Raw genomic sequence first — 26,556 nt, forward strand, 5'->3', positions numbered from 1 at the left:
ATTGCTGGCGCAATGCCGTGTTTATTCTGTTGAAACAAGCACCTCATGCGCGGCCTCCGCGCATGAGGTGCTTGTTTTCATAGTCCACCCGCAGCACGACAGCGATGGCCACCAGGTTCATCAAGATGGCCGAGCCGCCGAAGCTCATCAGCGGCAGCGTCAGCCCCTTGGTGGGCAGCGCGCCCAGGTTCACGCCCATGTTGATGAAGGCCTGAAAGCCCATCCACATGCCCACGCCCTGCGCGACCAGGCCGCTGAAGACGCGGTCCAGCGCGATGGCCTGGCGGCCGATGTGCATGATGCGGCGGGTCAGCCAGAGAAACAGCACGATCAGCACCACCACGCCGACCAGGCCGAACTCCTCGCCGATCACGGCGAGCAAAAAGTCGGTGTGCGCCTCGGGCAGCCAGTGCAGCTTTTCGACGCTGCCGCCCAAGCCCACGCCAAAGATCTCGCCGCGGCCGATGGCGATCAGCGAGTGCGACAGCTGGTAGCCCTTGCCCAGCGCATGCTCTTCGCTGAACGGGTCGAGGTAGGCAAAGATGCGCTCGCGGCGCCAGGGGCTGGCCATCACCATGACGGCGAAGGCGCCCACCAGCACGGCGGCGATCAAAAAGAACATGCGCGCGTTCACGCCGCCCAGAAACAGAATGCCCATGGCGATCACGGCGATCACCATGAAGGCGCCCATGTCGGGCTCGGCCAGCAGCAGCGCACCCACCACCGCCACCGCCACGCCCATGGGCAGCACGGCGCGAAAGAAGCGTTCCTTCACTTCCATCTTGCGCACCATGTAGCCCGACGCGTAGATGACGACCGCAAACTTGGCCAGCTCGGACGGCTGGAAGTTCATGATGCCCAGCGACAGCCAGCGCCGCGCGCCGTTGACCACCGTGCCCACATGCGGAATCAACACCGCGATCAGCAGCGCGATGGAGCCGACGAAAAGCCAGGGCGCCACGCGCTCCCAGGTGGCCATGGACACCTGGAAGGCCAGCAGCGCGGCGACGAAGCCGATCACCAGCGCCATGGTGTGGCGCATCAGAAAGTGGGTGGGCGCGATCTTGCCGAAGCGGGGGTTGTCCGGCATGGCGATGGAGGCCGAATACACCATCACCAGCCCCCAGGCCAGCAGGCCGATGACCACCCACACCAGCGCCTGGTCAAAGCCGAGCACGCTGGCGGGCGTGGTGGTGGTCTGGCGGTATTCGGTGCCGCCCACGCGCACGGGCAGCACGTCGGCCGCGGCCGAGGGCGTGCCGCCCATCCAGCCGCGCAGGCGCTGCAGCAGGCCGGGCGAACGCGCGGAGTTGGCGGATGCGCTGTTCATGCCATGCCTTCCAGTTCGTGCCCTGCGTCGTGCGCCAGGTCGCGCACGGCCTCGCAGAACACGCGGGCGCGGTGTTCGTAGTCGTTGAACATGTCGAAGCTGGCGCAGGCCGGCGACATCAGCACGGCGTCGCCGGGCTGCGCCAGTTGCGTGGCGCGCTGCACGGCCTCGGGCAGGCTGGCGGCGGCGTCCAAAGGCACGCCGGCGCCTTGCAGCGCAGCGCCGATCAGCGGGCCGTCGCGCCCGATCAGCACCACCGCGCGCGCATGGCGCGCCACGGGCTCGGCCAGCGGGGAAAAGTCCTGTCCCTTGCCTTCGCCGCCCAGGATGACGACCAGACGCCGGTCGGCACCCAGGCCCGCCAGCGCGGCCACGGTAGCGCCCACGTTGGTGCCCTTGCTGTCGTCGAAGTATTCGATGCCGCCCACCATGCCGATGGGCTCCACGCGGTGCGGCTCGCCACGGTATTCGCGCAGGCCGTAGAGCATGGGGCCGAGCGCACAGCCCGCCGCCTGCGCCAGGGCCAGCGCGGCCAGAGCGTTGACGGCGTTGTGCCGGCCACGAATGCGCAGCGCATCGGCCGGCATCAGGCGCTGGATGAACAACTCTTCGGCGGCGGCCGAGCGCGAGCGGCGCACGGTCTCGTCGGCTTCTTGCGCGCGCACCAGCCAGGCCATGCCGCCCACCACTTCGATGCCGTAGTCGCCAGGCCGCTGGGGCATGTCGCCGCCAAAGGTGACGTGTGCGCGCGGCACCGGCTTGGGTGCCTTGGCACGGGCGACGGGTTTCTTCACGGTGCCTGCTTCGTCTGCGCCAGACACGGCGGCCACCGGCGCCTGCGCAGCCGTCAGCATGGACATTACCTGTGGGTCTTCGCGGTTCAGCACCATCAGGCCGGTCTGGCCGAAGATGCGGGACTTGGCGCGCGCGTACGCGGGCAGGTCGCCATGCCAGTCCAGATGGTCCTGGCTGATGTTCAGCACGGTGGAGGCGGTGGGCTCGAAGCCGGTGGCGTCGTCCAGCTGAAAGCTCGACAGCTCCAACACCCAGACCTCGGGCAACGTGCCTGCGTCGATGTGCTGCGCAAGGGTGTCCAGCAACGTGGGGCCGATGTTGCCGGCCACGGCCACCGTACGGTCGGCGCAGTCGGCCAGCAGGCCGGTGAGGGAGGTGACGGTGGTCTTGCCGTTGGTGCCGGTAACGGCCAGCACCGCTGGCGCGTAGCCTTGCGACGCACGCATGCCGGCCAACGCCTGCGAATACAAGCCCAATTCGCCTGTAGCGCTTATTCCATAAGCGCTAGCAGCTATTAAAACAGGAGCAATCGCTATGGGACTCAATCCAGGCGACCGGTAGACGGCGTGCAGCCCTGGCCCTTGTTCCAGCTCTTGCACCAGCGACGCATCGAAGGCACCGGCGACGAAGCGCACCTGGGGCAGTTCGGCCTGCAGCGCGGCCAGTTGAGGCGGCTGCTCGCGCGTGTCGGCCACGGTGACCTGTGCACCGCAGCGCACGCACCAGCGCGCCATCGCCAGGCCGGAGGCGCCCAGGCCCAGGATCAGCACCTGCTGGCCCTGCAGCGACGTCGCCAGCAGGTCGCCCGGGCGGCCCACGGGTTGTTCGGCTGCGGCCTCGGTCGTGCTCTCGGCGTCTGCGTCTGGCGCATCGGCGGCAGGGGCGTCCTCAGCAGCGCCGGCTTCGGGCGCAGCCACGTCGGCAAAGATGCGCGCCACGAATTCGGCCGCCGACTGCGCGGCCGACACGGCGGGCGCGACGTAGCCGTCGGCCGGCGCGGTACTGCTGGCGGCGGCCGGCTCGACGGCCACGGACTCGTCGGCAGTGGTTGCAGCGGTCACGGGCGTGCCCGCGCCGACTTCTGCGCCAGTGTCTTCATCACTGGGCAGAGCGTCGTCAGACTCGGGGCGGTGCGGCTCTGGGATGTTCATCGCAGTTTCAGCGTGGACAGGCTGAGCAGGCACAGCAGCATGGTGATGATCCAGAAGCGCACGACGACCTGCGTCTCCGTCCAGCCGCTTTTCTCGAAATGGTGGTGCAGCGGCGCCATCTTGAGCAGGCGGCGGCCGGTGCCGTAGCGGCGCTTGGTGAGCTTGAACCAGGTCACCTGCATCATCACCGACAGCGCTTCGACCACGAAGATGCCGCCCATCATGGCCAGCACGATCTCTTGCCGCACGATCACGGCGACGGTGCCCAGCGCCGCGCCCAGCGCCAGCGCGCCCACGTCGCCCATGAAGACCTGGGCCGGATGGGTGTTGAACCATAGAAAGGCCAGGCCCGCGCCGGCCATGGCCGAGCAGAACACCAGCAGCTCGCCCGCGCCCGCGATATGCGGAAACAGCAGGTATTTGGAGAACACGACGTTGCCGCCTACGTAGGCGAACAGGCCCAGCGTGGCGCCCACCATCACCACCGGCATGATGGCCAGCCCGTCCAGCCCGTCGGTCAGGTTGACCGCATTGCTGGAGCCGACGATGACCAGATAGGTCAGGATGACGAAGCCCAGCACGCCCAGCGGGTAGCTCACTTCCTTGAAGAACGGCACCAGCAGGCCGGCCTTCGGGGGCAGGTCGAGGGAGAAGCCGGACTGCACCCACGACACGAACAGCTCGAACACGCGGGCGTTGGAATTCTCGGAAATGCTGAACACCAGGTACAGCGCCGCGACCAGGCCGATGGCGGACTGCCAAAGGTACTTTTCGCGCGAGCGCATGCCTTCGGGGTCTTTGTTGACCACCTTGCGCCAGTCGTCAGCCCAGCCGATGGCGCCAAAGCCCAGCATCACCGCCAGCACGATCCAGACGAAGCGGTTGGACAAATCGGCCCACAGCAGCGTGGACAGCGTGATCGCGCCCAGGATGAGCACGCCGCCCATGGTCGGCGTGCCGCTCTTGGCCAGGTGCGACTGCATGCCATAGCCCCGCACGGGCTGGCCGATCTTCAGCGCCGTCAACATGCGGATCACCTTGGGACCGGCGATCAGCCCGATGAGCAACGCCGTCACGGCCGCCATCACGGCGCGGAACGTGAGGTACTGGAACACGCGGAACGAGCTCAACTCGGGGTTGCCCGTTTCCTGCAGCCATTGCGCCAGCAGTATCAGCATGCGGACACCTCACGCGCCTTGGACGACGCCGCGGCATCAGCCTGCTGCGTGCCGGCTTCAAGCGCCTGCACCACTTGCTCCATCTTCATGAACCGCGATCCCTTCACCAGCACGCTGCCCACCGTGGGCAACGCCTTGTGCACCGCTGCCTGCAGCGATGCCATGTCGTCGAAATGCTGCGCCGCGGGCCCGTGGGCCCGTGCGGCGTGCATGCTTTGTGCGCCGAGCGCGAAGACCTGCTCGATGCCGCGCAGCCGGGCGTGCTCGCCCGCCTCCGCGTGAAAGCGCGGGCCGTCGTCGCCCACCTCGCCCATGTCGCCCAGCACCAGCAGGCGCGGGCCGGGCAGCTCGGCCAACACGTCGATGGCGGCCTGCATGGAATCGGGGTTGGCGTTGTAGGTGTCGTCCACCACGGTGACGGTGCGGCCGCCCTGGTCCAGCGAGAAGGCGCGCGAACGCCCGTTGACCGGCACGAAAGCGGCCAGCCCGTCGGCAATGGCGGCCAGCGGAACGCCGGCTGCAATGGCGCAGGCGGTCACCGCCAGCGCGTTCGTCACGTTGTGGCGACCGGCGATGTGCAAGCGGGTGTCCAAGCTGCCCTGCGGCGTGTCGATGCGCACGCGCCAGGCGCCATGAGCCCAGTCGGCAGCGGTACAGCGCACGTCGCCGGATTCACCACCGAAAGTGATGCAGCGGCGGCCGCCGGCCAGCGACTGCCAGAGCGATGTGTACACATCGTCCGCCGGGAATACGGCCACGCCGTCTGCCGGCAAGGCGGCCAGCACCGAGCCGTTTTCTCGCGCGACGGCCTCCACCGTGTGCATGAATTCCAGGTGCTCGCGCTGGGCGTTGTTGACCAGTGCCACCGTCGGCCGGGCGATGTCAGCGAGGTAGGCGATCTCGCCGGGGTGGTTCATGCCCAGTTCAATGACGGCCGCGCGGTGCGACGCGCGCAGGCGCAGCAGCATCAGCGGCACGCCGATGTCGTTGTTGAAGTTGCCTTGCGTGGCGAAGGCGGCATCACCTTGCCAGGCGCGCAGCACGGCGGCGGCCATCTGGGTGACGGTGGTCTTGCCATTGCTGCCCGTGACGCCGATCAGCGGCAGCGCCCACTGCGCGCGCCAGCCGGCGGACAGGGCACCCAGGGCCTTGAGCGTGTCGGGCACTTCGATGCCGGCAAGGCCTGCTGCTTGCAGCCCGCCATGCGCCACGGCAGCCGCAGCGCCCGCAGAGCGGGCATCGGCCAGAAAGGCGTTGGCGTCGAAGCGCTCACCCTTGAGCGCCACGAACAGGTCGCCGTTGCCAAGCGTGCGCGTGTCGGTGTGCACGCGCAGCAGCGGCGTGGCGCCATCACCCACCAAACGGGCGTCGGGCACGCGGCCCGCCAGCAATGCGAAGGCTTGCTGCAGGCTCAGCATGGGCTCGGACGTGGGGGCGCGACTCACGAAGCGCCCCCTGTGCGCCGGGCCAGGGCGGCGCGGGCGTGTTCCATGTCGGAGAAGGGCCGGCGTTCGCCCGCCGTTTCCTGGTAGTCCTCATGGCCCTTGCCGGCGATGAGCACCACGTCGTCCGCACCCGCTTCTTGCAGCACCAGCGCAATGGCGGCGGCGCGGTCGGGCTCGGCCTGCACGGTCAGGCCCGTTACGGCGCCTTGCAGGATCTGCCGAATGATCTCGGCCGGGTCTTCGCCGCGCGGGTTGTCGCTGGTGACGACCACATGGTCGGCACGCTGCTGCGCCACGGCGCCCATCAGCGGGCGCTTGGCCGCATCGCGGTTGCCGCCGCAGCCGAACACACACCACAGCCGCCCGCCGCGCGCTGCCGCTACCGGGGCCAGCGCCTGCAGGGCCTGGTCGAGCGCGTCAGGCGTATGGGCGTAGTCCACCGCCACCAGGGGCTGGCCGGGCAGGCTGATCTGCTCCATGCGGCCCGGCACCGGCGTGAGCTGGGCGCAGGCGTAGAGCGCATGCTCCAGCGGCACGCCCACGGCGCGCAGCGCGGCCAGCACGCCGAGCAGGTTGGAAACGTTGTAGAGGCCGATCAGCTGCGTTTGCAGCACGTGCGTCTGCGCGCCCTCGGCCACGGTGAACGACAGGCCGGAATCGCCATGCACGATGTCGCGCGCCTGCAGCCGTGCGGGCTCGTGGATGGACACGCTCCACAAATCGAGCGGCCGATCAGCCAGCGTGGCGTACAGCTCGGCACCGCGCGCGTCGTCGATGTTGACCACCGCTGCCTTCAGGCCGGGCGCGTCGAACAGCATGCTCTTGGCCTGCCAGTAGGCGGCCATGCTGGGGTGATAGTCCAGGTGGTCCTGCGTGAAATTGGTGAACAGCGCTATGCGCACGCGGGTGCCGGCCAGGCGGTGCTCGGCCAGGCCGATGGACGAGGCCTCGATGGCGCAGGCCACATGGCCGGCCTCGGCAAAGCGCTGAAAGGCGCGCTGCAGCTGCACCGGGTCGGGCGTGGTCATGCCGGTGGATTCGAGCGCGGGCGGCACGCCCAGCCCCAGCGTGCCCACCATGGCGCAGCCCCCGGGCGCCGCCAGTTGCTGGGCAGACAACACGTTCAGCGCATCGGCCAGCCACCACGCGGTGCTGGTCTTGCCGTTGGTGCCGGTCACGGCCAGCACGTCCACATGCTGCGAGGGATGGCCGAACCATTCGGCGGCGATGGCGCCCGTGGCGGCCTTCAAACCGCGCAGTGCCGCAATCTGTGGAATGACGAAGCCGAAGGCGTCGATGCCTTCCTGCTCCACCAGGCAGGCCGCAGCCCCCCGGGCCAGCGCGTCGTCCACATGGGCGCGGCCGTCGGTGGCAGCGCCTGGCCACGCGATGAAGCCGTCGCCGGGAGCCACACGGCGGCTGTCGGTGTGCAGCGTGCCGGTCACGCGCTGCTGCAGCCATTGCACCGCCTCTTGCGCGGAGGTGAGCGACAAGGTCGTCGTCATAGCGATTCCTCCACCGTATTGGCCACGATCTGCGGCTTGATCGCCATGTCGGGCTGCACGCCCATCATGCGCAGGGTCTGCTGCACCACTTCGCTGAACACCGGACCGGCGACGGCGCCGCCGTAGAACACGCCGTTGCTGGGCTCGTCGATCATCACGGCCACGATGATGCGAGGCTTGTCGATGGGCGCCATGCCGGTGAACCAGGAGCGGTATTTGCCCGACGCATAGCTCTTGCCCACCTGCTTGCGGGCCGTGCCCGATTTGCCGCCCACTGAGTAGCCCACGGTCTGCGCCTTCTGGCCGGTGCCGCCGGGGCCCGCAGCCATCTGCAGCATCTTGCGAACCTGGTCGGCCGTGCGCTCGGAAAACACGGGCACGCCCACGGCCGGCTCGTGGCTCTTGAGCATGGTGGCCGGAATGATCTTGCCGCCGTTGGAGAACACCGTGTACGAGCGCGCCATCTGGAACAGGCTGGCCGACAGCCCATAGCCGTACGACATGGTGGCCTGCTCCACCGGGCGCCAGGTCTTGTAGGGCCGCAGCCGGCCGGTGACCACGCCGGGGAAGTTGACCTGCGGCTTCTGCCCGAAGCCGGCCGCAGAGAACGTTTCCCACATCTCCTTGGCCGGCATCTGCATGGCGATCTTCGTGGTGCCCACGTTGCTGGACTTCTGGATCACGCCTTCCACGGTCAAAACACCGTGGTTGCTTGTGTCCGAGATGGTGGAGCCCGTGATGGTGATGCGGCCCGGGTTGGTGTCGACGATGGTTTCCGGCTTCATTCGGCCGCTGTTCAATGCCAGGCCGATGGTGAAAGGCTTCATGGTCGAGCCCGGCTCGAACACGTCGGTGAGCGCGCGGTTGCGCAGTTGCTCACCCGTGAGGTTCTGCCGCTTGTCGGGCACATAGCTGGGGTAGTTGGCCAGCGCCAGCAATTCGCCCGTGTGCGCGTCCAGCACGACCACGCTGCCGGCCTTGGCCTTGTGCAGAGCGATTTGATCGCGCAGCTTCTGGTAGGCGAAGAATTGCACCTTGCTGTCGATGGACAACTGCATGTCCTGGCCGTCCACCGGGGGCACCTCGGCGCCCACGCCCTCGACGACGCGACCCATGCGGTCTTTGATGACGCGGCGCGAGCCGGGCTTGCCGCCCAACTCCTTGTTGAAGGCCAGCTCCATGCCTTCCTGGCCCTGGTCTTCCACGTTGGTGAAGCCCACCACGTGAGCGGCGGATTCGCCCTCCGGATACTGGCGCTTGTATTCCTTGCGCTGATAGATGCCCTTGATGTCGAGCGCCGCGATCTGCTGGCCCACATCCCAGTCGAGCTGGCGCTTGATCCAGACGAAGGTCTTGTCCTCGTCGGCCAGCTTGGACTTGAGCGCGGGCAGGGGCATTTCCAGCAGCTTGGCCAGCTGACGCAGCTTGGCCTGCACTTCGGAGCTGTCCTGATCCACATCCTCCGGAATGGCCCAGATGCTGGCGGCCGGCACGCTGGAGGCCAGGATCAAACCGTTGCGGTCGAGAATGCGGCCGCGGTTGGCCGGCAGCTCCAGCGTGCGGGCAAAGCGCACCTCGCCCTGCCGCTGAAAGAATGCATTGCCAAACACTTGCACGTAGGCCGCACGGCCGACCAACGCCAGAAAGCCGAGCGCCACCAGGGCGACGACGAACTTGCTGCGCCACAGCGGCGTGCGCGCGGCCAGCAGCGGGCTGGAGGTGTAGTTGACGCTGCGGCTGCTCATGGCCGCCTTCCGGGTTGCGGGTTGGCGGGCGGCGCGGGCGCCACCACGGGCGGCACGATGGCGCCGCTGTCGGTCACGTACTGCGTGATGGCAGGCGTGGCGGTGCGCATCTGCAGGCGATCGCGCGCAAGTTTTTCCACGCGCAGCGGCGTGGCCTGGGCGCGCTTCTCCACCTGCAGGCGCTGGTGTTCGGTTTCCAGGCGGCGCGATTCGGCCACCGCGCGATCGAGCTCGGTGAACAACCGGCGCGACTCGTATTGCGTGCGCACGAGGTACATGGCGCTGGCCATGACGGCCAGCAGCAGCATGAGGTTGAGGCGCGTCATGCCGGAACGTCCGTGCGCTCGGCCACGCGCATCACCGCGCTGCGCGAACGCGGGTTGGCAGCGACCTCGGCGGCGCTGGGCTTGATGCGGTCGAGCGCATTCAGCCGCATGGCCTTGGGCGCAGCGAAAGGCGCTCGGCGGTCGTAGACCTCCTTGGAGTGCTGCACGATGAATTGCTTGACGATGCGGTCTTCCAGCGAATGAAAGCTGATGACCACGAGCCGCCCGCCAGGCGCCAGCAAGCGCAGGCTGGCCTCTAGCGCCTGCTGCAGTTCTTCAAGCTCGGCGTTGATGAAAATCCGAAGAGCTTGAAATGTGCGCGTTGCAGGGTTCTGGCCTGCTTCGCGGGTCTTGACCGCACCAGCCACGAGATCGGCCAGTTCTGCGGTGGTTGCAAGGGGGCCGCGTTCCTGCCGACGCGCAACAATCGCCTTTGCAATGGGGCCAGCAAACCGTTCTTCGCCGTAATCACGTATCACCTCCGCAATCTGGCCGACCTCGGCGTCGGCCAACCACTCGGCCACGCTCAAGCCGCGCGTGGTGTCCATGCGCATGTCGAGCGGGCCGTCGAACCGGAAACTGAAGCCTCGCTCGGGGCTGTCGATCTGCGGCGAACTGACGCCCAGATCCAGCAGCACACCGGCCGCGCTGCCTTCGGGCAGTTCGCTGAGGTTTCGGAAACCTTCGTGACGGATAGCAAAACGCGCATCCGTGATGCGCGCTGCCTCTTGTATGGCTTCAGGGTCCTTGTCGAACGCCACCAGGCGCCCCTGCGGCCCCAGCCGCAGCAGGATGCGGCGCGAATGCCCGCCCCGCCCGAAGGTGCCATCGATGAAAGTGCCGGACGGCGTATCGCCGGCCGCACCCAATAGGGCGTCGACCGCTTCGCTCAGCAGAACGGTGGTGTGTTGCAACGTGGAGTCCACCGACGGCCCTAGAACGAAAAGTCCTGAAAGACTTCAGGCATGGCTGCCTGCATGGCTTCGGCTTCCTTGGCTTCGTACGTGGCCTTGTCCCACAACTCGAAGTGATTGCCCATGCCCAGCAGCATGGTGTCACGGCTGATGCCGGCCGCCTGGCGCAACTCGGGCGACACCAGCACGCGGCCAGTGCCGTCCATCTCCACGTCTTGTGCGTTGCCCAGGAAGATGCGCTTCCACCACTGGGCGGACATGGGCAACTCGGCGATGCGCTCGCGGAACTTCTCCCATTCGGGGCGCGGGAACACCATCAGGCAGCCGTGCGGATGCTTGGTGATGGTGAGCTGCCCACCGGCGGTGGCCGAAAGGACGTCACGATGCCGGGTCGGCACAGACAGCCTCCCCTTGGCATCCAGACTCAGCGATGACGCCCCTTGAAACACGGAATGGAACCCCAGGTTGGTGGCGCCCGTGTCAGCCGCGAACGACGCTGACTCGGCACTTTTCACCACTTAATTGCACTTTTTCCCACTGTAGCAGCAAACGTGCAGCGATCAAGAGGGGATGCAACAAAATTTTGCAATGAAATCAAGGACTTAGCGGAGATTCCTGCCACTGGAAATCTCCGAAAATCCTTATCAAGCAAGCACTTAGGTGGCTGTGTGCATGTGAAACCTGAAGCGGCGTAGCGCTACGCCGCGAGTCATCACAGGATGTATCGGGACAGGTCTTCATCCTGGCTCAGAGTCTTCAGACGCTCGTCGACGTAGGCGGCATCGACGTTCACCGTCTGGCCCGACAGGCGCGCCGCATCGAAGCTCACTTCGTCCAGCAGCCGCTCCATGACGGTAGAGAGCCGGCGCGCGCCGATGTTCTCGGTGCGCTCGTTCACCTCAAAGGCGATGTGGGCTAGCCGTGTGATGCCTTCCGGGGTGAAGGCCAGCGTCACACCCTCGGTTGCCAGCAGCGCCTGGTACTGCTTGACCAGCGACGCATGCGTCTGCGTCAGGATGGCTTCGAAGTCTTGCACCGACAGCGATTCCAGCTCCACCCGGATCGGAAAGCGCCCCTGCAGCTCAGGAATCAGGTCGCTGGGCTTGCTGAGATGAAAGGCACCCGAGGCGATGAACAGCATGTGGTCGGTCTTGACCATGCCGTATTTGGTGGACACGGTCGTGCCCTCAACCAGCGGCAGCAGGTCGCGCTGTACGCCCTGGCGCGACACGTCCGAGCCGCTGGATTCCTGGCGCGTGGCGACCTTGTCGATCTCATCGATGAACACGATGCCGTTCTGCTCGGCATTGGCCAGCGCCCGGGTCTTCACATCTTCTTCATTGACCAGTTTGGCGGCCTCTTCGTCGGTCAGCTGCTTGAGCGCCTCGCCGATTTGGAGCTTGCGCGTCTTGCGGCGCTCCTGCCCCATCTGGCTGAACATGCCGCGCAGCTGCTCGGCCATGTCTTCCATGCCCTGCGGCCCCATGATCTCGAGCTGCGGGCGGGCGTCGGCTACCTCGATGTCGATCTCCTTGTCGTTCAGCTCGCCCTGGCGGAGCTTCTTGCGAAAGACCTGGCGCGCGGTGTTGTCAGTGGGCGAAGCATCGCCACTGGCGCTGCGTGCCGCCGGCACCAGCACGTCGAGGATACGGTCTTCGGCCGCGTCTTCGGCGCGGGCGCGCAGGCCTTTCATGTCGGCCTCGCGCGTCTGCTTGACGGCCATCTCCACCAGGTCGCGAATGATGGAGTCCACGTCCTTGCCCACATAGCCCACCTCGGTGAACTTGGTGGCCTCGACCTTGATGAACGGCGCGTCGGCCAGCCGGGCCAGGCGCCGGGCGATCTCGGTCTTGCCCACGCCGGTGGGGCCGATCATGAGGATGTTCTTGGGCGTGATCTCGTGGCGCAGGCTGCCTTCCACCTGCTGGCGGCGCCAGCGGTTGCGCAGCGCGATGGCCACGGCGCGCTTGGCGCCGTTCTGGCCCACGATGTGGTGGTCGAGTTCGGAGACGATTTCCTGGGGGGTCATGGAGGACATGCTGTGCCTGCCTTCTGTGAATTCAGTGTCAAATAGGCCTCTAGCGCTTATCCATCAAGCGCTAGAAGCTATTAAATTAATAGCAATCGATGGGTGCAGCAACGCCGATTGGCGATCACAGCGTTTCGATGGTGTGGTTCATGTTGGTGTAGATGCACAGCTCGCCGGCGATCTCCAGCGACTTCTTGACGATGTCCTGGGCAGACAGGTCGGTGTGGGCCAGCAGCGCCTTGGCCGCCGAATGCGCGTAGGCGCCGCCCGATCCGATGGCAACGATGCCCTGCTCGGGCTCCAGCACGTCGCCGTTGCCGGTGATGATGAGCGAGGCGCTGGCATCGGCCACTGCCAGCATGGCCTCCAGGCGGCGCAGCACGCGGTCGGTGCGCCAGTCCTTGGTGAGCTCGATGGCCGCGCGTGTCAGGTGCCCCTGGTGCTTTTCCAGCTTGGCCTCGAAGCGCTCGAAGAGCGTGAAGGCATCGGCCGTGGCGCCGGCAAAGCCTGCCAGCACCTTGCCGTGGTAGAGCTTGCGCACCTTGCGCGCCGTGCCCTTGACCACGATGTTGCCGAGGGTGACCTGGCCGTCGCCGCCGATGGCGACCTGAATGCCGTCTGCCGTCTGGCGGCGGACGCTGAGGATGGTGGTGCCGTGAAACTGTTCCATAGCGCCCGCAGGTAGGGGCAAGAACGGCTTTTGCAAGCGTTGGCGGTGCCACCGGCTCCGCCGACTGTGGCGAGGCGGCCGGTCAGTTCGTGCGGGGCACGACCCGGGCGTGTTCGTTGATGCCGATCACGTTGAAGAACACCGCCACCAGGCGGGGCACATTCACGAACTGCACGGAGCGGCCTTGCGCTTCCTGCTCGGCCGTCCAGTTCAGCACCGAGCCGGCCGCCGCAAAGTCGACACGGATCAGCCGCTCGCAGGCCACCACCAGCGGCGCGCCGGGTTGGGCCATCGCCTCGAGCGGGGCCAGCAGCGGGCCGGCATCGCCTTCCACGCGGCCCGACAAGGCGGCAACGGGCTCATCCAGCATCGAAGGACGCGAAATCTCGAAGCCCGAAGTTGAATGCGGGTCGTCCAGAGGCGATTCCAGCGCAGCCATGTCGGTGTCTGCGGCCTGGTCGTCGCCGCTGTAGCCGCAGCGAGGCGAGGCCCAGGATGGCGGAGACACCTCGTAGGTCACGCAGTAGTCGAGCGCCACCAGCTCGAATTCGTCGGGCCGACCCATCATGCGCAGCGCGGCCATGTGCAGCCGCCAGCCTTGCGGCTCGGCATTGCGGTCGCCCGACGGCGTGAGTTGCTGCAGCACACCCAGCAAGGTGTCGACGCCGTGGAACACCAGCTGCACGTCCTGCTCGGCCCACTGGCTGAACAGATCGGCCAGCACCGGGACCACTGCCGCATCGATGGACTGCAGGCGCGACCAGGTCAAAGCCCACGGTGCAGGCGCGCGCAGGGTGGACGCCTGCAGCGCAGCCACGGACTGCAGCGTGAGCGTAGGCGGTGCCGACCATTTGAATTCGCGCTGCGCGGCTCCGGGCACGTCCTGCGCGGGGGTGGCCGCAGCCGCACCCACCAGCGCGGGCAACGAAAACCACATTGGCGCAGACCGATCAAACAAGGCAGCGAAGTCGATCGCCAGCGTGTCGAACCGTTCATGCTCGCCGGTCGCCCGGTACAGGTCGAACAGCGTCATCCAGAAATCGAGCTGCTGCGCCGGTGTGTCGGTGGCATGCAGAGCCAGAACGTCGCGCAACGCGGCCTCGGCGCCAGCGTGGTCGCCATTGGCGAACCGGATGGCGGCCTCCTCCAGGTCGGGCTCGTGCACGAACACGGGCGGCTCGGGCCATGAGGATGGCTGGGCTGGCGCGGCAACGCCTGCGGCCGGCGGCAGTGCAGGCGGCGTCAAGGGGGCTCGAGAGCTCGCAGCGTCCTGAATACTTTCAGGCGAGAAGAGCGGCTGCACAGCGGGCGCCTGGCCCAGATCACCCACCAGGCTGGCGGGCTCCGTAGGTGCGAAGGCATTGACCTGCGTGGCGCCTGCCTGCACGGGCGTCGTCGCACCCGCCGGCTGGCCTGGCTGGCCTGGCTGGCCGGCCATCGCGCCTTCACCCGCCGGTGCACCGGTGCCGCGGCCCTTCCACCACTGCTGGGACATCTGCGCTTCGATCTCGTCGATCTTCTTGAGCGTGACGGCCCGTTCGTCGGGCGATGCCATGCTGCTTTGAAAGAACGAAGGCCGCGCGGTCGGGTCTTCCGTTCGCTGGCCGTGCAGGGCCTCGCGCTGGCGCAGTTTGCGCAGCTGGTCGAACTCGCGGCGCCGCACGAAGTCGTTGCGGCGCTTGCGCTCGATCATCTCCTTGAGCACCTGCTTGCTGTATTGGCTCTCGCGGTCGGCTTCGATGGAGTCCAGCTCCGTCCAGTTGACGGTCGGGTTGCGCACGAAGCGCGCCATCTTGGACAGCAGTCCGCGGGACGACTCTTCCTTGGTCATGCAGGGCGACGCAAAGGCTCAGTGCGGTGGATCGGAGGGCGGGCGGTCGTGCGGCTTTTTTAGTCGCCGAACATCTTTTGCTTGAGCTCGCGGCGCTGTTGGGCTTCCAGCGACAGCGTGGCCGTGGGGCGCGCCAGCAGGCGGCCGACGCCGATGGGCTCGCCGGTTTCGTCGCAGTAACCGTAGTCGCCAGCATCGATGCGGGCGATGGACTGCTCGATCTTCTTGAGCAGCTTGCGCTCGCGGTCGCGGGTGCGCAACTCGAGGGCGTGCTCTTCTTCGATGGTGGCACGGTCGGCCGGATCGGGAACCACGACGGTGTCTTCGCGCAGATGCTCGGTGGTTTCACCGGCACTGGCATGGATTTCTTGCTTGAGCTGAACGAGCTTGTGACGGAAGAACGCCATCTGCTTTTCGTTCATGTACTCGCCATCGGGCATGGCCATGACTTCAGCGTCAGACAGCTCTTCAACCGCCTTGGTCTTCCAGTTGTTAGCCAGCTTAGGATCTTTTTTGGCGGCCGCCACGGAGGGTTGGGCTTGCAGAGTGGTAGACATGGTATGTGTTGAGCTGGCTGTGGCGATCCGGAGGGGAAGCCACCGTGGGTTCCAGGGATGGTACGGTCAATCGGAGTGAACGGGAAGTCGGCAGGGTGATGCATTCCAAAAAGCCCACCGGGCGGCTCGCGCGGCCACGGTGTCGAATCGGATGGATGGGCCTTTCACTTCCCTGTCTCCTCGCTCATTGGGGCCAAGCCCGGTGCGCGCTTGGGGGGGTTTTACCGGGGCGCGATTGTATCCACCTGCGCCCCGGAGAAAACCCCTTGCACCGCACCGAGCGAGAAATGCGGCGTTCTCCTACGTCGGCAGACCGCCGCGCAACTCCACCAACCGCATTCCCATACTCAGGCCAGACACTGCTCCAGTCCCTGTAGGAAGATGTCCTGTGGCAACTCGATGCCGATGAACACCATCTTGCTCAGGCGCTTTTCGCCTTCGGCCCATTGCGGCCCCAGGTCACTGCCCATCAATTGATGCACACCCTGGAAGATCACCTTGCGCTCGGTGCCCTTCATGTTCAGCACGCCCTTGTAGCGCAGCATGCGCGGGCCGTATATGTTGACGATGGCGCCCAGGAAGTCTTCCAACTTGGCCGGATCGAACGGTCGCTCGGAACGAAAGACGAAGCTCTTCACGTCATCGTCATGGTGATGGTGGTGGCCCTGGCCCTGGCCGTGCGCGTGCGAGGGGTGGTCGCACTGCTCGCCGGGGGCATGGTCGTGATGGTCATGGCCATCATGTGCATTGCCATGGTCGTGCGCATGGTCGTGTGCGTGGTCATGCCCTTCTTCCTTGAGGAATTCCGGGTCGATGTCGAGCTTGGCATTCAGGTTGAAGCCCCGCAGGTCCAGCACTTCCGAGATCGGCACCTCGCCGAAATGCACCGCCTTGATCGGCGCGCGCGGGTTCATGTGCTTCAGGCGGTGGATCAGCGCGTCGGTGTCCTGCGGCGTGACCAGGTCGGTCTTGGACAGGAAGATCTGGTCGGCAAAGCCTACCTGGCGGCGTGCCTCCTGCCGGTCGTTCAGCTGCTGCGCAGCGTGCTTGGCATCCACCAGCGTAATGATCGAATCGATCAGGTAGGTCTCGGCAATTTCCTCATCCATGAAGAAGGTCTGCGCCACGGGGCCCGGGTCGGCCACGCCGGTGGTCTCGATGACGATGCGATCGAATTCCAGCAGGTTCTTGCGGCGCTTGGCGGCCAACAACTGCAGCGTCTCGCGCAGGTCTTCGCGGATGGTGCAGCAGATGCAGCCGTTGCTCATCTGCACGATCTGCTCTGTCGAGTCGGTCACCAGGATGTCGTTGTCGATGTTCTCTTCGCCGAACTCGTTTTCGATGACGGCGATCTTCTGGCCGTGCGCCTCGGTCAGCAGGCGCTTGAGCAGCGTGGTCTTGCCCGAGCCGAGGAAGCCGGTGAGGATGGTGACGGGAATGAGAGACATGGTCGAAGGCGCTTTCGAAAATTGAGGGAGCCTGTGCAACAGGTGCTTTGAAAAGTTTAGCGAGGCTGTCAACCCCTTGCAGCGGGATGGACGGCGCAACCCGCCGTGCGCGGCCTGTCAACCCTTGCGCATGACCACCAGGCCCTTGAGGTATTCCCCTTCAGGAAATTCGAGCGTCATGGGATGGTCCGGCGCACCGCCCAGACGTTCGAGGATGTAGCCGTCCACCCCCGCGTCCGCCCCTGCGCCGGCGACGATCTTGTGAAACAGGTCGGCGCTGATGCCGCCCGAGCACGAGAAGGTGAACAGCACGCCGCCGGGCTCCAGCAGTTGCAGGGCCAGGCGGTTGATGTCCTTGTAGGCGCGCGCGGCCCGCTCCGCGTGAGCGGCGGTGGGGGCGAACTTCGGCGGGTCGAGCACGATGGCGTCGAAGGTGCGGCCGTCTTTCAGAAATTGCCGCAGCGAGGCGTTCACGTCAGCGTCCATAAAGTCGGCGCGCGACGCGTCGAAGCCGTTGAGCGCGACGTGCGCGCGGGCCCGCTCCAGCGCCGGGCCCGATGAATCGATGGAGGTGACGTGCCCCGCCCCGCCCGCCAGTGCCGCCACCGAGAAGCCGCCGGTGTAGCAAAAGCAGTTCAGCACGCGTTGCGAGCCCAGCCGCCGTACCGCATTGAAAAATCGTTGCCGGCTGTCGCGCTGATCCAGATAGAAGCCGGTCTTGTGGCCTTCGGCAATGTTGAGCGTGAGCTGCCAGCCGTGTTCGCGCAGCGACCGCTCCACAGGCACCGGCGCCCCGCCGTCGGCCGTGCCGCCGCGCAGCCAGCCGGTGGCGGGCTCCAGCCCTTCCAGCTGGCGCACGCTGGCGTCGGAGCGTTCGTAGAGATGCCTGGCACCGCTGGCCTGCAGCAGCGCGTTGGCGATCACGTCCTTCCAGCGCTCGGTGCCGGCGCTGGTGAATTGCGCGACCAACACGGCCTCGTCGCCGTCCTTTTTGCCATCGCCGTACCGATCCACGATCAGCCCGGGCAGCCCGTCGGATTCGCCGTGCACCAGCCGCACGCCATCGCTTTCAATGTCAAATCGGGCTCTAGCGCTTATGGATCGGGCGCAAGCAGCTATGAAAAAAGAATCATCTATGCGCTGCTGCTCATCAAAGCTCCAGACCCGCGCGCGGATGCGGGACTCCGGGCTGAATGCCGCCCAGGCAAGAAACTGGCCCTCGGCCGATTCGACGCGCACCGTCTCGCCGCTGTCGCCGCCGCCTTTGGCAATGGCCGACTCGAAGATCCAGGGGTGGCGGCGCAGGAGCGAACGCTCCTTGCCGGGTCGCAGGCGAATGGTTTTCATGGGGCCGTATTGTCGGCGCTCCGTGCGGGGCCACTGGCCACGGGCTCAGACAAAGCCATTGATATCAAAATGATAGCTATAAGCGCTTGATGAATAAGCGCTAGAGGCCAATTTGACTCGAATTTTTGCCATGCATGCCCACGGCCTGCGGGTTTCCCAGCCTGCGTGGGCGCCGTCACCCCGGATACGCTCAAAGCCCATGCCCAGCCCCTCTTCATCCGCCCCGCCGGTTCATCTGCCCGCCGGCATCACGGTGCTCGAGCGCGGCTGGCTGTCGGCCAACAACATCGTGTTGTGCGGCCCCGAAGACGCGGCGCTGGTGGACAGCGGCTACTGCACCCATGCCGAGCAGACCGTCGCGCTGGTGCAGGCCAGCCTGGGCGAAGGCCTGCCGCTTGCCACCCTCGTCAACACCCATCTGCACAGCGACCACTGCGGCGGCAACGCGGCGCTGCAGGCGGCTTTCCCCAGCCTGCGCACCTTGATCCCGCCCGGCCAGGCGGCGCATGTGCGCGAGTGGAACCCCGACGCGCTGAGCTACACGCCCACCGGCCAGGACTGCCCGCGCTTTCACATGAACGGCGTGCTGCAGCCCGGCAGCACCGTGCGCCTGGGCGGGCGCGACTGGCAGGTGCACGCCGCGCCGGGGCACGACACGCATTCCGTCGTGCTGTTCGAGCCCGAGGACGCGGTGCTGATCTCTGCCGACGCGCTGTGGGAAAACGGCTTCGGCGTGGTCTTCCCCGAACTGGAAGGCGAGCACGCCTTCGCCGATGTCGCCGCGACGCTGGACTGCATCGAGAAGCTGGCGCCGCGCATCGTCATTCCGGGCCACGGCCCGGTGTTCACCGACGTGGCCCAGGCCCTGGCCACCGCCCGGCGACGGCTGGACGGATTCACGCAAGACCCAGCCCGCCACGCGCTGTACGCCGCCAAGGTGCTGCTGAAGTACAAGCTGCTGGAATGGCAGCAAGCGCCCGTTGCGCAGGTGCAGGGCTGGGCCGCGGCGACGCCCTACTTCGACATGCTGCACGCGCGCTACTTCGCGCAGCAAGGTGCCGATCTGACCGGCTGGATCGACAGGCTGCTGCAGGCGCTGGTGGACTCCGGCGCGGCCCGGGTCGAAGGCGCCGTCGCATACAACACCTGAGCAGCCAACGTCTCCGGGCCGCTCTGCAGCACGGTGTCGCGGCGCTGCACCGGTGGGGGTCTGTAGCGGCATTGCCACGCCTGAGGCAGGCGGTGTGCAACATTGCTTGGACTTTGTTACTGAGAATTATTACCATCTGCCGCATCGAGTTACAGACGGTTCAGTCCCGCTTTTTTGTAACTCGACAGCAGCCAGCCCTTCGGAAAACGCCCTCATACGGCACGCACTTGACGTGCGCCACCCGGACAGCCAGCGAACGCAAGTTCTCTTCACCGGGGGGTCTCCAATGGCACACAACACCAAGTACATCCAAAGCCGCAAACACACGGCAGGCGCACGGCAGCCTGCATCCACCGCCAGCCTTGCCGCTGCCGCCGCGCTAGTGGCGCTGGGCCTGCCGGCGCATGCCCAGCAGTCCGACACGGCCACGCCCGTGGCCACGGGCACCACCCTCAAGGAAGTGAAGGTCGAGTCCGCCCGCGACACCGGCTACCAACCCAGCGCCCCGTCGTCGCCCAAATTCACCCAGCCGCTGCTGGACACGCCGCAGACCGTGACCGTGATCCGCAAGGAGGTGCTGCAAGAGCAGGCCGCCACCACGCTGACCGACGCGCTGCGCAATACGCCCGGCATCACCTTCCAGCTGGGCGAGAACGGCAACACCGCCACGGGCGACGCCGTGTTCCTGCGCGGCTTCGACACGCAGGGCAGCATCTTCGTGGACGGCGTGCGCGATGTGGGCACCATCGCCCGCGACATGTTCAACATCGAACAGGTCGAGGTCATCAAGGGCCCGGCAGGCGCTGACATCGGCCGGGGCGCGCCCACCGGCTACATCAACCTGAGCAGCAAGCAGCCGGTGCTGGGCGACGTCTCCAGCGCCAGCCTGAGCGCGGGCACTGACGACCAAAAGCGCATTGCGGCCGACATCAACCGAGCGCTGGGCGAAACATCGGCCGTGCGCCTGAACCTGATGGCGCAAAACAGCGGCACGCCCGGCCGCGACTTCGTGCGCAACCAGCGCTGGGGCTTTGCACCGTCGGTGGCGTTCGGCCTGGGCACCGACACCCGCACCACCTTGCAATACCTGCACATGGACCAGAGCAACCGCCCCGACGGCGGCCTGCCGACCGTGGGCCTGGCGGGCTACACCCTGCCGCAGCTGGCCGCCCGCGGCGGTAATGGCCCCCGGGCAGATACCAGCCGTTACTACGGGTACCTCTCGGACCACGACGATGTGAAGGCAGACCAGCTGACTGCCAAGTTCGAGCGCGACCTGGCGCCCGGCGTCACGCTGCGCAACCTGACGCGCTGGGGCCGGTCCACGCAAGACCTGGTGCTGACCGCGCCGTTCAGCAACGGGCTGATCACACCCAACCTGAACGATCCGGCGAGCTGGTCGATGCGCGTGCTGCCCCAAGGCAAGCACCAGCGCAACACAGTGCTGGCCAACCAGACCAACATCACCGCCGACCTGAATGCCGGCGGCTTCAAGCACAGCGTGACCGCCGGCCTGGAACTGGCCCGCGAAGAGCAGGTGACGCGTGCACGCGCTGCCCTGATCGACGCCAGCAACGGCGTGCGGGTGGTGACCAACGGCGTGCCCTCGTTCCAGTCTTACGTGAACCTGTACGACCCCAACCCGGGCCGTGCCTTCGCGCCGGTCAGGGAATCAGGCGCCCGCACCGAGGGCAAAGTGACCACCGCCGCGCTGTACGCGTTCGACACCATCGAATTCAGCCCGCAGTGGCAGTTGAGCGCGGGCCTGCGCTACGAGCACTACAAGACCGACTACCTCAGTCTGCCGGCCACCGGCGCCACGACCGCCGTGGCGCGCACCGACGGCTCCGACAGCCTGCTGACGGGCAAGCTGGGGCTGGTCTTCAAGCCGGCAGACAACGGCAGCATCTATGCCGCCTACGCCACGTCGGCCAAGCCGCCGGGCAGCGACTTCGCGCTGTCGACCACCGCCGCCAACATCAACAATCCGAACGTGAACCCGCAGAAAGCGCGCACCCTGGAGCTGGGCACCAAGTGGGAAGTGCTCAACCGCAGCCTGACGCTGACCGCTGCCGCCTTTCGCACGGAAAACCGCAACGAGCAGACCACGCCCGACCCGGTGACCAATGAGGTCGTTCAGTTCGGCAAGACGCGCGTGCAGGGCATCGAGCTGTCCGCCGCCGGCCAGATCACGCCCGTCTGGCAGGTCATCGGCGGGCTGGCGCGCACCGACGCAAAAATCCTCGAAGGCACCGCAGCGCAGAACGGCGCGGCAATCCGCTATTCGCCCAAGCTGACCGCCACGCTATGGACCACCTACAAGCTGCCGATGGGACTGACGGTGGGCGGCGGCGCGCGCTATGTGGACACGCAGATGCGCTCGACCAGCAACGCAGCCATCACGGCCGCCTCGTTCTTCCCCAACATTCCGAGCTACACGGTGTTCGACGCCATGCTGGGCTACGAGGTCAACCGCAACGTGTCGCTGCAGCTGAACGTGTTCAACCTGGCCGACAAGTTCTACCTGGCGCGGGTGAACAATGCCGGCAACCGCTACATGCTGGGTGCGGCGCGCTCGGCATTGCTGACGGCCAACGTCAAGTTCTGACGCCCTGCACCGCCCAAGGCCCGGGCCGCATCAGCCCGGGCTTTTTTCGTTTTTATGGAGAAGCCCGAGCCATGATGCTGCACATCCCCAACGTCCTCACCCGCGAACAGGTGCGTGCCATGCGTGCGGCCATCGACGCCGCCGACTGGGTGGACGGCCGCGCCACCGTGGGGGCGCAGGGCGCGCGGGTCAAGCACAACCGCCAGTTGCCCGACAACGCGCCGGTGGCGTTGGAACAGGGCCGCATCATCCAGCAGGCGCTGGCGGCCAGCGAGCTGTTCTTCAGTGCCGCGCTGCCCGCACGCACCATGCCGCCGCTCTTCAACCGCTACACCGCGGGCGAGACCTACGGCCTACATGTCGACGGGTCGGTGCGGCGCTTGGGCGGTGCAGCGCCTTGGATGCGCACCGACGTGTCGAGCACGCTCTTCTTGTGCGACCCCGACGACTACGACGGCGGCGAACTGGTGGTGGTGGACACCTATGGAATGCACGAGGTGAAGCTGCCGGCCGGCGACCTGATCGTCTACCCGTCCAGCAGCCTGCATCGCGTGGAGCCCGTCGCGCGCGGCGAGCGGGTGGCCTCCTTCTTCTGGACCCAGAGCATGGTGCGCGACGACGCCCAGCGCGGCATGCTGTTCGAGCTGGACCAGACCATCCAGCGCCTGCGCACGCGACTGGGCGAAACCGAAGAGACCTTGGCACTTACCGGCCAGTACCACAACCTGTTGCGCATGTGGGCCGAGGTATGAGAAAAATTCAAGCCCAATAGGCCTCCAGCGCCCTACATATAAGCGCTAGTAGCTATTATTTTAATAGCATCACAAGGTTTACGGCAGATCCTTGTTCGGCTCCGGCCTGGCCATGTCGCGCGGCCCCACCACGCCCAGCCGGGCCTTGAGCGACTGCGGCTGGCCCGTCAGCATGGCCGAGTACATCGTGGTGTTCGACAGCACCTTCTTGACGTAGTCGCGCGTTTCGGCAAACGGCACGTTCTCGGCCCAGATGGCGGCGTCCATCACCGGGCCGTTGCGCCAGCTGCGCGGGCGGCCCGGGCCGGCGTTGTAGGCGGCGGCGGCCAGGGCCATCGATCCGTCGAAATCGTCCAGCGCCAGCTTCAGGTAGGCCGTGCCGATGGCGATGTTGGTGTCGCGGTCGTTGATCTGGTCGGGGGTGAAGCCGGTCATGCCGATCTTGCGCGCCGTCCAGCGCGCGGTGGCGGGCATCACCTGCATCAGGCCCGATGCGCCGACGCCCGAGCGCGCGTCCATGATGAAGCGGCTTTCCTGCCGGATCAGCCCGTAGACATAGGCCGGGTCGAGCCCGATGCCCTGCGCGCGCGTCACCACGGATTCGCGAAACGGCATGGGAAAGCGCTGGTTGGCGTCGAACGACGTCTTGGTGCGCTCGCTGGTGTTGATGCAGCGGTCCCACACCTGCTGGGCGCAGGCCAGGTCGGCGGCAGCCAGCAGCTCGCGCTCGGGCATGCCGCCGGGCGCGTGCAGGTTGGTGGCGTAGTTCCATTCGCGCACGCCTTCGCTGCGCAGGCCCAGAGCGATGGCGTAGAGCCCCCGCGTCAGGCTGGGGTTGGCGCGGGCGGCGGCTTTCTCTTCGGGCGTGAGCGGCAGCGGCGCGGCGGGCACCGTCACGCGCTGGCCCAGCTCTTCGAGCGCCAGCTGTTCATAAAAGCCGCTGGGGCCGGCGATGCGTTCGAGCAGCTTCTTGATCTCGGCCCGGTCGTCGTCGCCCGGGCGCTGGGCCAGCATGGTGCGGGCCTTCCAGTACGTCCAGGTGCTGTCGCTGCGCGCTTCGGGGCTCATGGCGTCGATGGCGCGGCCGGCCACCTTCCATTGCCCGGCGCGCAGGGCCGCGCGCACCTTCCAGCCCAGCATGTCGTCGTTCAGGTCGGCGTCACGGCTGACGTTGCCGTAGTAGCCCAAGGCGTCGTCCGAGAGCGAACCCGCAGCCTGCCGGCCGATGACGCCCCAGACCCAGTTGCGCTCTTCGGGCGACAGCTGCACGCCCCATTTGGCGTCCAGCAGGCGGGCGGCCTGCGGCACGTCGCTGCGCGCGAGCTTGATGAGCGAGAGCACGATCAATTCGTGGCTGACCTTGCTGGCGGCGCTGGCCCGGCCGGTCAGGTACTTCATGGGGCTGTCGAGCACCTCGCGCAGCTGCGGCAGGGCCTCGGGCGCGACGATCTCCACCGCGTCGCGCACCACGCGCGAGCGGTTGGCGTCGGCACCCAGGCGCGCCTTGCGCCACACGTCGATGGCCTTGATCTTGCGGGCCGAGAACATCTCGGACGCGGCATGCGTGCAGCCGTCGTCCGCCTCGCGCTGGGCGTACCAAAGGCGCAGCACCTCGTCGGCGGCGCTGGCCGGCGCGTTGCCCTTGATGTGGTCGATGGTGATGGCGTAGCAGCGCACTTCGCGGTCATCGGACATGCGGTAGGCCGGGTGCAGGTCGGCAAACTGCGCCCAGTCGCGCCGCTGGCCCAGCAGCAGCAGCCAGTCGTTGCGCAGGCGGTCTTCCTGGTAGGTGCCGGCGTAGCGCTGCAGGAACGACCCCACTTCGGCCGGCTGGGCTTCCGTCAGGCGCGCCTTCAATTCCCAGTAGGCGGCCCAGGGTTCCAGCGGGTGGCCCTTGGTGTAGGGCAGCAATCCCGTCAGCGACTGGCGGTCGCCCTTGCGGAAGGCCTTTTGCATTTCCAGCACGGCCTCATCGCCCCGGTTTTGCGCCATGGCAGGCGATGCGGCAGCGGCCAACACGGCGGCTGCTATAAGCGGTGTCAGAATCTTGATCAATTGCATTGGGGAATTATGTGATGGACAAAGCAGCCCTGCGCCGCGCACTGATTGAAGAACGCCTGAATTTGCCCGACCGCATGCGGCGTGCCGACCTGCTGCAGCGCGTGATGCGCATCTGGCTGGTGGACCGGCCCGACACGGTGATCGGTGCGTATTGGCCCATCAAGGGCGAGTTCGACCCCCTGCCCGCCCTGCACCGATGGAAGGAAGACGGCGAGCTGATCGAGCAGACCCAGCGCCGCCGCATCGGCCTGCCGGTGGTGAACAAGCAGCACAAAACCCTCACTTTCCACGCGTGGTACCCCGGCTGCGAGATGGAAGAAGACGCCTACGGCATTCCGAAACCCAAGGACACCGAAGTCATTGTGCCCACCCTGCTGTTCGTGCCCTGCGTGGGCTACGGCGCGGGCGGCTATCGGCTGGGCTATGGCGGCGGCTTCTACGACCGCACGCTGGCCACGCTGCAGCCCAGCCCGACGACGGTGGGCCTGGGGTTCACGCACGGGTTTCTGGAAGACTTCGAGCCCGAGCCGCACGACCGCGCGCTGGACGCGATCCTGAACGACAACGGCGTGGTCTGGCCGATGTAGAGCGCTGTGCGCTCACTGATGTGCGGCAGGCATCAATGGGCCGGGCAAATGGCAACCACAGGAAGTCGCCGGCCCCGTAGAGTGCCGGCTCAAGAGAGGAATCACCATGCTCCAGCTGTACATCGGCAACAAGAATTACTCGTCCTGGTCGATGCGGCCCTGGGTGCTGCTTCGGCAGGCCGGCATTGCGTTCGACGAGGTGCTGGTGCGCTTCGACAGTTTTGACGAAACGTCGGAATTCAAACAGCGCATCCATGCCGTCTCGCCCACGGGCAAGGTGCCGGTGCTGGTCGACGGCGACTTGGCGGTGTGGGACACACTGGCCATTGCCGAATATCTGGCGGAGCGGTACCCCCACCGCGGCCTGTGGCCTACCGATGTGCGCGCCCGCGCCGTGGCCCGCAGCGTTTGCGCCGAGGTGCACAGCGGCTTTACCGCTCTGCGCAGCGCCTGCCCCATGAACATCGAAGCGCGCCTGCCCGAAGCCGGCGCGCTGATCTGGCGCGACAACGCTGCCGTGCGCGCCGACGTGGACCGGCTCATCAGCCTGTGGACGGAACTGCTGGACAACCACGGCGGATCGCTGCTGTTCGGCGGCTTCAGCATCGCCGATGCGTTCTTCGCACCCGTGTGTGCACGCCTCGTCACCTACGCGCTGCCGCTGCCGCCGCACATCACGGCGTACGTCGACCAAGTCATGGCGCTGCCTGGCGTACAGGCCTGGGTGCAAGGCGCGCTGGCCGAGAACGACTTTCGCGAGTTTGAAGAGCCGTACCGCATGCGTGGCACCCAGGGGGGATGATGGCCGTCACCGTCTACCTGCGCTACGTGCTGAACACGTCCAGGCTGCGTGAATTCGAACATTACGGCCGGCTCTGGATTCCGCTGGTCGAGAAATTCGGCGGCCAGCACCACGGCTACTTCATGCCCAGCGAAGGCGCCAACAACATCGCTCTGGCGCTGTTCACCTTCGAGAGCTTGGCGGCGTACGAGGTCTATCGCCACCAATCGATGGAAGATGCCGACTGCCAGGCCGCCTTCCGCTACGCGGAGGAAACCGGCTGCATCGTCAGCTACGAGCGCAGCTTTTTCAGGCCGGTGTTCGACTGAGCTGAACTCGGCTGGCC

22 protein-coding genes are annotated in these 26,556 nt (G+C 66.7%); 6 read left to right on the forward strand and 16 right to left on the reverse strand.

Annotated features, from left to right (window positions below; translation table 11 throughout):
- Positions 1-43: 43 nt before the first annotated feature.
- From ftsW to RQI28_RS07885, 15 genes are all read right to left on the reverse strand, one after another.
- Positions 44-1,330, reverse strand: a complete 1,287-nt coding sequence (gene ftsW / locus RQI28_RS07815) for a putative lipid II flippase FtsW (protein WP_311222040.1) — start codon at positions 1,328-1,330, stop codon at positions 44-46.
- Positions 1,327-3,276, reverse strand: coding sequence for a UDP-N-acetylmuramoyl-L-alanine--D-glutamate ligase (gene murD / locus RQI28_RS07820; protein ID WP_311222041.1), 1,950 nt, complete (start codon positions 3,274-3,276; stop codon positions 1,327-1,329). Before murD ends, ftsW begins: the two co-directional genes overlap by 4 nt.
- Entirely contained in the window at positions 3,273-4,454 is a 1,182-nt protein-coding gene (gene mraY / locus RQI28_RS07825; RefSeq protein ID WP_311222042.1) for a phospho-N-acetylmuramoyl-pentapeptide-transferase, read from the reverse strand. The genes murD and mraY overlap by 4 nt, the downstream gene beginning before the upstream one ends.
- The gene (gene murF, locus RQI28_RS07830) at positions 4,448-5,872 is read right to left on the reverse strand and encodes a UDP-N-acetylmuramoyl-tripeptide--D-alanyl-D-alanine ligase (RefSeq protein WP_311222073.1); all 1,425 of its coding nucleotides are present in this window, start codon (positions 5,870-5,872) and stop codon (positions 4,448-4,450) included. The genes mraY and murF overlap by 7 nt, the downstream gene beginning before the upstream one ends.
- A 23-nt stretch (positions 5,873-5,895) precedes the next feature.
- Complete coding sequence (locus RQI28_RS07835; RefSeq protein ID WP_311222043.1) at positions 5,896-7,404, reverse strand: UDP-N-acetylmuramoyl-L-alanyl-D-glutamate--2,6-diaminopimelate ligase; 1,509 nt, start codon at positions 7,402-7,404, stop codon at positions 5,896-5,898.
- Positions 7,401-9,149: a penicillin-binding protein 2 gene (locus tag RQI28_RS07840; RefSeq protein ID WP_311222044.1), complete on the reverse strand. Its 1,749-nt coding sequence runs from the start codon at positions 9,147-9,149 to the stop codon at positions 7,401-7,403. Before RQI28_RS07840 ends, RQI28_RS07835 begins: the two co-directional genes overlap by 4 nt.
- Positions 9,146-9,475 carry a cell division protein FtsL gene (ftsL, locus tag RQI28_RS07845; protein WP_311222045.1) on the reverse strand — a complete coding sequence of 110 codons (330 nt, stop codon included), beginning with the start codon at positions 9,473-9,475 and terminating at the stop codon, positions 9,146-9,148. Before ftsL ends, RQI28_RS07840 begins: the two co-directional genes overlap by 4 nt.
- Positions 9,472-10,401 carry a 16S rRNA (cytosine(1402)-N(4))-methyltransferase RsmH gene (rsmH, locus tag RQI28_RS07850; RefSeq protein ID WP_311222046.1) on the reverse strand — a complete coding sequence of 310 codons (930 nt, stop codon included), beginning with the start codon at positions 10,399-10,401 and terminating at the stop codon, positions 9,472-9,474. Before rsmH ends, ftsL begins: the two co-directional genes overlap by 4 nt.
- An 8-nt stretch (positions 10,402-10,409) precedes the next feature.
- Entirely contained in the window at positions 10,410-10,838 is a 429-nt protein-coding gene (gene mraZ, locus RQI28_RS07855) for a division/cell wall cluster transcriptional repressor MraZ (protein ID WP_311222074.1), read from the reverse strand.
- 263 nt (positions 10,839-11,101) lie between these two features.
- Entirely contained in the window at positions 11,102-12,427 is a 1,326-nt protein-coding gene (gene hslU, locus RQI28_RS07860) for an ATP-dependent protease ATPase subunit HslU (RefSeq protein WP_311230415.1), read from the reverse strand.
- Between the two features lie 115 nt (positions 12,428-12,542).
- Positions 12,543-13,088 (reverse strand): ATP-dependent protease subunit HslV, encoded by a 546-nt coding sequence (hslV, locus tag RQI28_RS07865; protein ID WP_311223114.1) that lies wholly within the window; start codon positions 13,086-13,088, stop codon positions 12,543-12,545.
- 82 nt (positions 13,089-13,170) lie between these two features.
- Positions 13,171-14,919 carry an STAS domain-containing protein gene (locus tag RQI28_RS07870; protein ID WP_311223113.1) on the reverse strand — a complete coding sequence of 583 codons (1,749 nt, stop codon included), beginning with the start codon at positions 14,917-14,919 and terminating at the stop codon, positions 13,171-13,173.
- 59 nt (positions 14,920-14,978) lie between these two features.
- Entirely contained in the window at positions 14,979-15,476 is a 498-nt protein-coding gene (gene dksA / locus RQI28_RS07875; RefSeq protein WP_311223112.1) for an RNA polymerase-binding protein DksA, read from the reverse strand.
- Between the two features lie 347 nt (positions 15,477-15,823).
- Positions 15,824-16,924, reverse strand: coding sequence for a GTP-binding protein (locus RQI28_RS07880; RefSeq protein ID WP_311223111.1), 1,101 nt, complete (start codon positions 16,922-16,924; stop codon positions 15,824-15,826).
- 117 nt (positions 16,925-17,041) lie between these two features.
- Positions 17,042-18,271 carry a class I SAM-dependent methyltransferase gene (locus tag RQI28_RS07885; RefSeq protein WP_311223110.1) on the reverse strand — a complete coding sequence of 410 codons (1,230 nt, stop codon included), beginning with the start codon at positions 18,269-18,271 and terminating at the stop codon, positions 17,042-17,044.
- A gap of 199 nt (positions 18,272-18,470) precedes the next feature.
- Here RQI28_RS07885 and RQI28_RS07890 point away from each other — a divergent pair, with 199 nt between their 5' ends.
- From RQI28_RS07890 to RQI28_RS07900, 3 genes are all read left to right on the forward strand, one after another.
- A complete protein-coding gene (locus tag RQI28_RS07890; RefSeq protein ID WP_311223109.1) occupies positions 18,471-19,421 on the forward strand; it encodes an MBL fold metallo-hydrolase in 951 nt (316 codons plus the stop codon).
- 286 nt (positions 19,422-19,707) lie between these two features.
- A complete protein-coding gene (locus RQI28_RS07895; RefSeq protein ID WP_311223108.1) occupies positions 19,708-22,029 on the forward strand; it encodes a catecholate siderophore receptor Fiu in 2,322 nt (773 codons plus the stop codon).
- 71 nt (positions 22,030-22,100) lie between these two features.
- Positions 22,101-22,781 carry a Fe2+-dependent dioxygenase gene (locus RQI28_RS07900; RefSeq protein ID WP_311223107.1) on the forward strand — a complete coding sequence of 227 codons (681 nt, stop codon included), beginning with the start codon at positions 22,101-22,103 and terminating at the stop codon, positions 22,779-22,781.
- 78 nt (positions 22,782-22,859) lie between these two features.
- Here the strand turns inward: RQI28_RS07900 and RQI28_RS07905 are convergent, their stop codons facing one another.
- Entirely contained in the window at positions 22,860-24,842 is a 1,983-nt protein-coding gene (locus tag RQI28_RS07905) for a transglycosylase SLT domain-containing protein (RefSeq protein ID WP_311223106.1), read from the reverse strand.
- 14 nt (positions 24,843-24,856) lie between these two features.
- Between RQI28_RS07905 and RQI28_RS07910 the strand changes: the two genes are divergently transcribed.
- The 3 genes from RQI28_RS07910 (at position 24,857) to RQI28_RS07920 (ending at position 26,539) form a co-directional block, all read left to right on the forward strand.
- Complete coding sequence (locus RQI28_RS07910) at positions 24,857-25,429, forward strand: 5-formyltetrahydrofolate cyclo-ligase (RefSeq protein ID WP_311223105.1); 573 nt, start codon at positions 24,857-24,859, stop codon at positions 25,427-25,429.
- Between the two features lie 106 nt (positions 25,430-25,535).
- On the forward strand, positions 25,536-26,231 hold the full coding sequence (locus RQI28_RS07915; protein ID WP_311223104.1) for a glutathione S-transferase family protein: 696 nt from the start codon (positions 25,536-25,538) through the stop codon (positions 26,229-26,231).
- Positions 26,231-26,539, forward strand: a complete 309-nt coding sequence (locus RQI28_RS07920) for an NIPSNAP family protein (RefSeq protein ID WP_311223103.1) — start codon at positions 26,231-26,233, stop codon at positions 26,537-26,539. The genes RQI28_RS07915 and RQI28_RS07920 overlap by 1 nt, the downstream gene beginning before the upstream one ends.
- Positions 26,540-26,556 lie beyond the last annotated feature (17 nt).

This window comes from Acidovorax sp. WCS2018Noco2-16 (assembly GCF_031843945.1).
GTDB lineage: Bacteria > Pseudomonadota > Gammaproteobacteria > Burkholderiales > Burkholderiaceae_C > Paracidovorax.

Excerpts from the sequence above, each read along its gene's own strand:
- ftsW (WP_311222040.1), bottom strand. The coding sequence starts at position 1,330 with ATGAACAGCGCATCCGCCAACTCCGCGCGTTCGCCCGGCCTGCTGCAG.
- murD (WP_311222041.1), bottom strand. The coding sequence starts at position 3,276 with ATGAACATCCCAGAGCCGCACCGCCCCGAGTCTGACGACGCTCTGCCC.
- mraY (WP_311222042.1), bottom strand. The coding sequence starts at position 4,454 with ATGCTGATACTGCTGGCGCAATGGCTGCAGGAAACGGGCAACCCCGAG.
- murF (WP_311222073.1), bottom strand. The coding sequence starts at position 5,872 with ATGCTGAGCCTGCAGCAAGCCTTCGCATTGCTGGCGGGCCGCGTGCCC.
- RQI28_RS07835 (WP_311222043.1), bottom strand. The coding sequence starts at position 7,404 with ATGACGACGACCTTGTCGCTCACCTCCGCGCAAGAGGCGGTGCAATGG.
- RQI28_RS07840 (WP_311222044.1), bottom strand. The coding sequence starts at position 9,149 with ATGAGCAGCCGCAGCGTCAACTACACCTCCAGCCCGCTGCTGGCCGCG.
- ftsL (WP_311222045.1), bottom strand. The coding sequence starts at position 9,475 with ATGACGCGCCTCAACCTCATGCTGCTGCTGGCCGTCATGGCCAGCGCC.
- hslU (WP_311230415.1), bottom strand. The coding sequence starts at position 12,427 with ATGTCCTCCATGACCCCCCAGGAAATCGTCTCCGAACTCGACCACCAC.
- hslV (WP_311223114.1), bottom strand. The coding sequence starts at position 13,088 with ATGGAACAGTTTCACGGCACCACCATCCTCAGCGTCCGCCGCCAGACG.
- RQI28_RS07870 (WP_311223113.1), bottom strand. The coding sequence starts at position 14,919 with ATGACCAAGGAAGAGTCGTCCCGCGGACTGCTGTCCAAGATGGCGCGC.
- dksA (WP_311223112.1), bottom strand. The coding sequence starts at position 15,476 with ATGTCTACCACTCTGCAAGCCCAACCCTCCGTGGCGGCCGCCAAAAAA.
- RQI28_RS07880 (WP_311223111.1), bottom strand. The coding sequence starts at position 16,924 with ATGTCTCTCATTCCCGTCACCATCCTCACCGGCTTCCTCGGCTCGGGC.
- RQI28_RS07885 (WP_311223110.1), bottom strand. The coding sequence starts at position 18,271 with ATGAAAACCATTCGCCTGCGACCCGGCAAGGAGCGTTCGCTCCTGCGC.
- RQI28_RS07890 (WP_311223109.1), top strand. The coding sequence starts at position 18,471 with ATGCCCAGCCCCTCTTCATCCGCCCCGCCGGTTCATCTGCCCGCCGGC.
- RQI28_RS07895 (WP_311223108.1), top strand. The coding sequence starts at position 19,708 with ATGGCACACAACACCAAGTACATCCAAAGCCGCAAACACACGGCAGGC.
- RQI28_RS07900 (WP_311223107.1), top strand. The coding sequence starts at position 22,101 with ATGATGCTGCACATCCCCAACGTCCTCACCCGCGAACAGGTGCGTGCC.
- RQI28_RS07905 (WP_311223106.1), bottom strand. The coding sequence starts at position 24,842 with ATGCAATTGATCAAGATTCTGACACCGCTTATAGCAGCCGCCGTGTTG.
- RQI28_RS07910 (WP_311223105.1), top strand. The coding sequence starts at position 24,857 with ATGGACAAAGCAGCCCTGCGCCGCGCACTGATTGAAGAACGCCTGAAT.
- RQI28_RS07915 (WP_311223104.1), top strand. The coding sequence starts at position 25,536 with ATGCTCCAGCTGTACATCGGCAACAAGAATTACTCGTCCTGGTCGATG.
- RQI28_RS07920 (WP_311223103.1), top strand. The coding sequence starts at position 26,231 with ATGGCCGTCACCGTCTACCTGCGCTACGTGCTGAACACGTCCAGGCTG.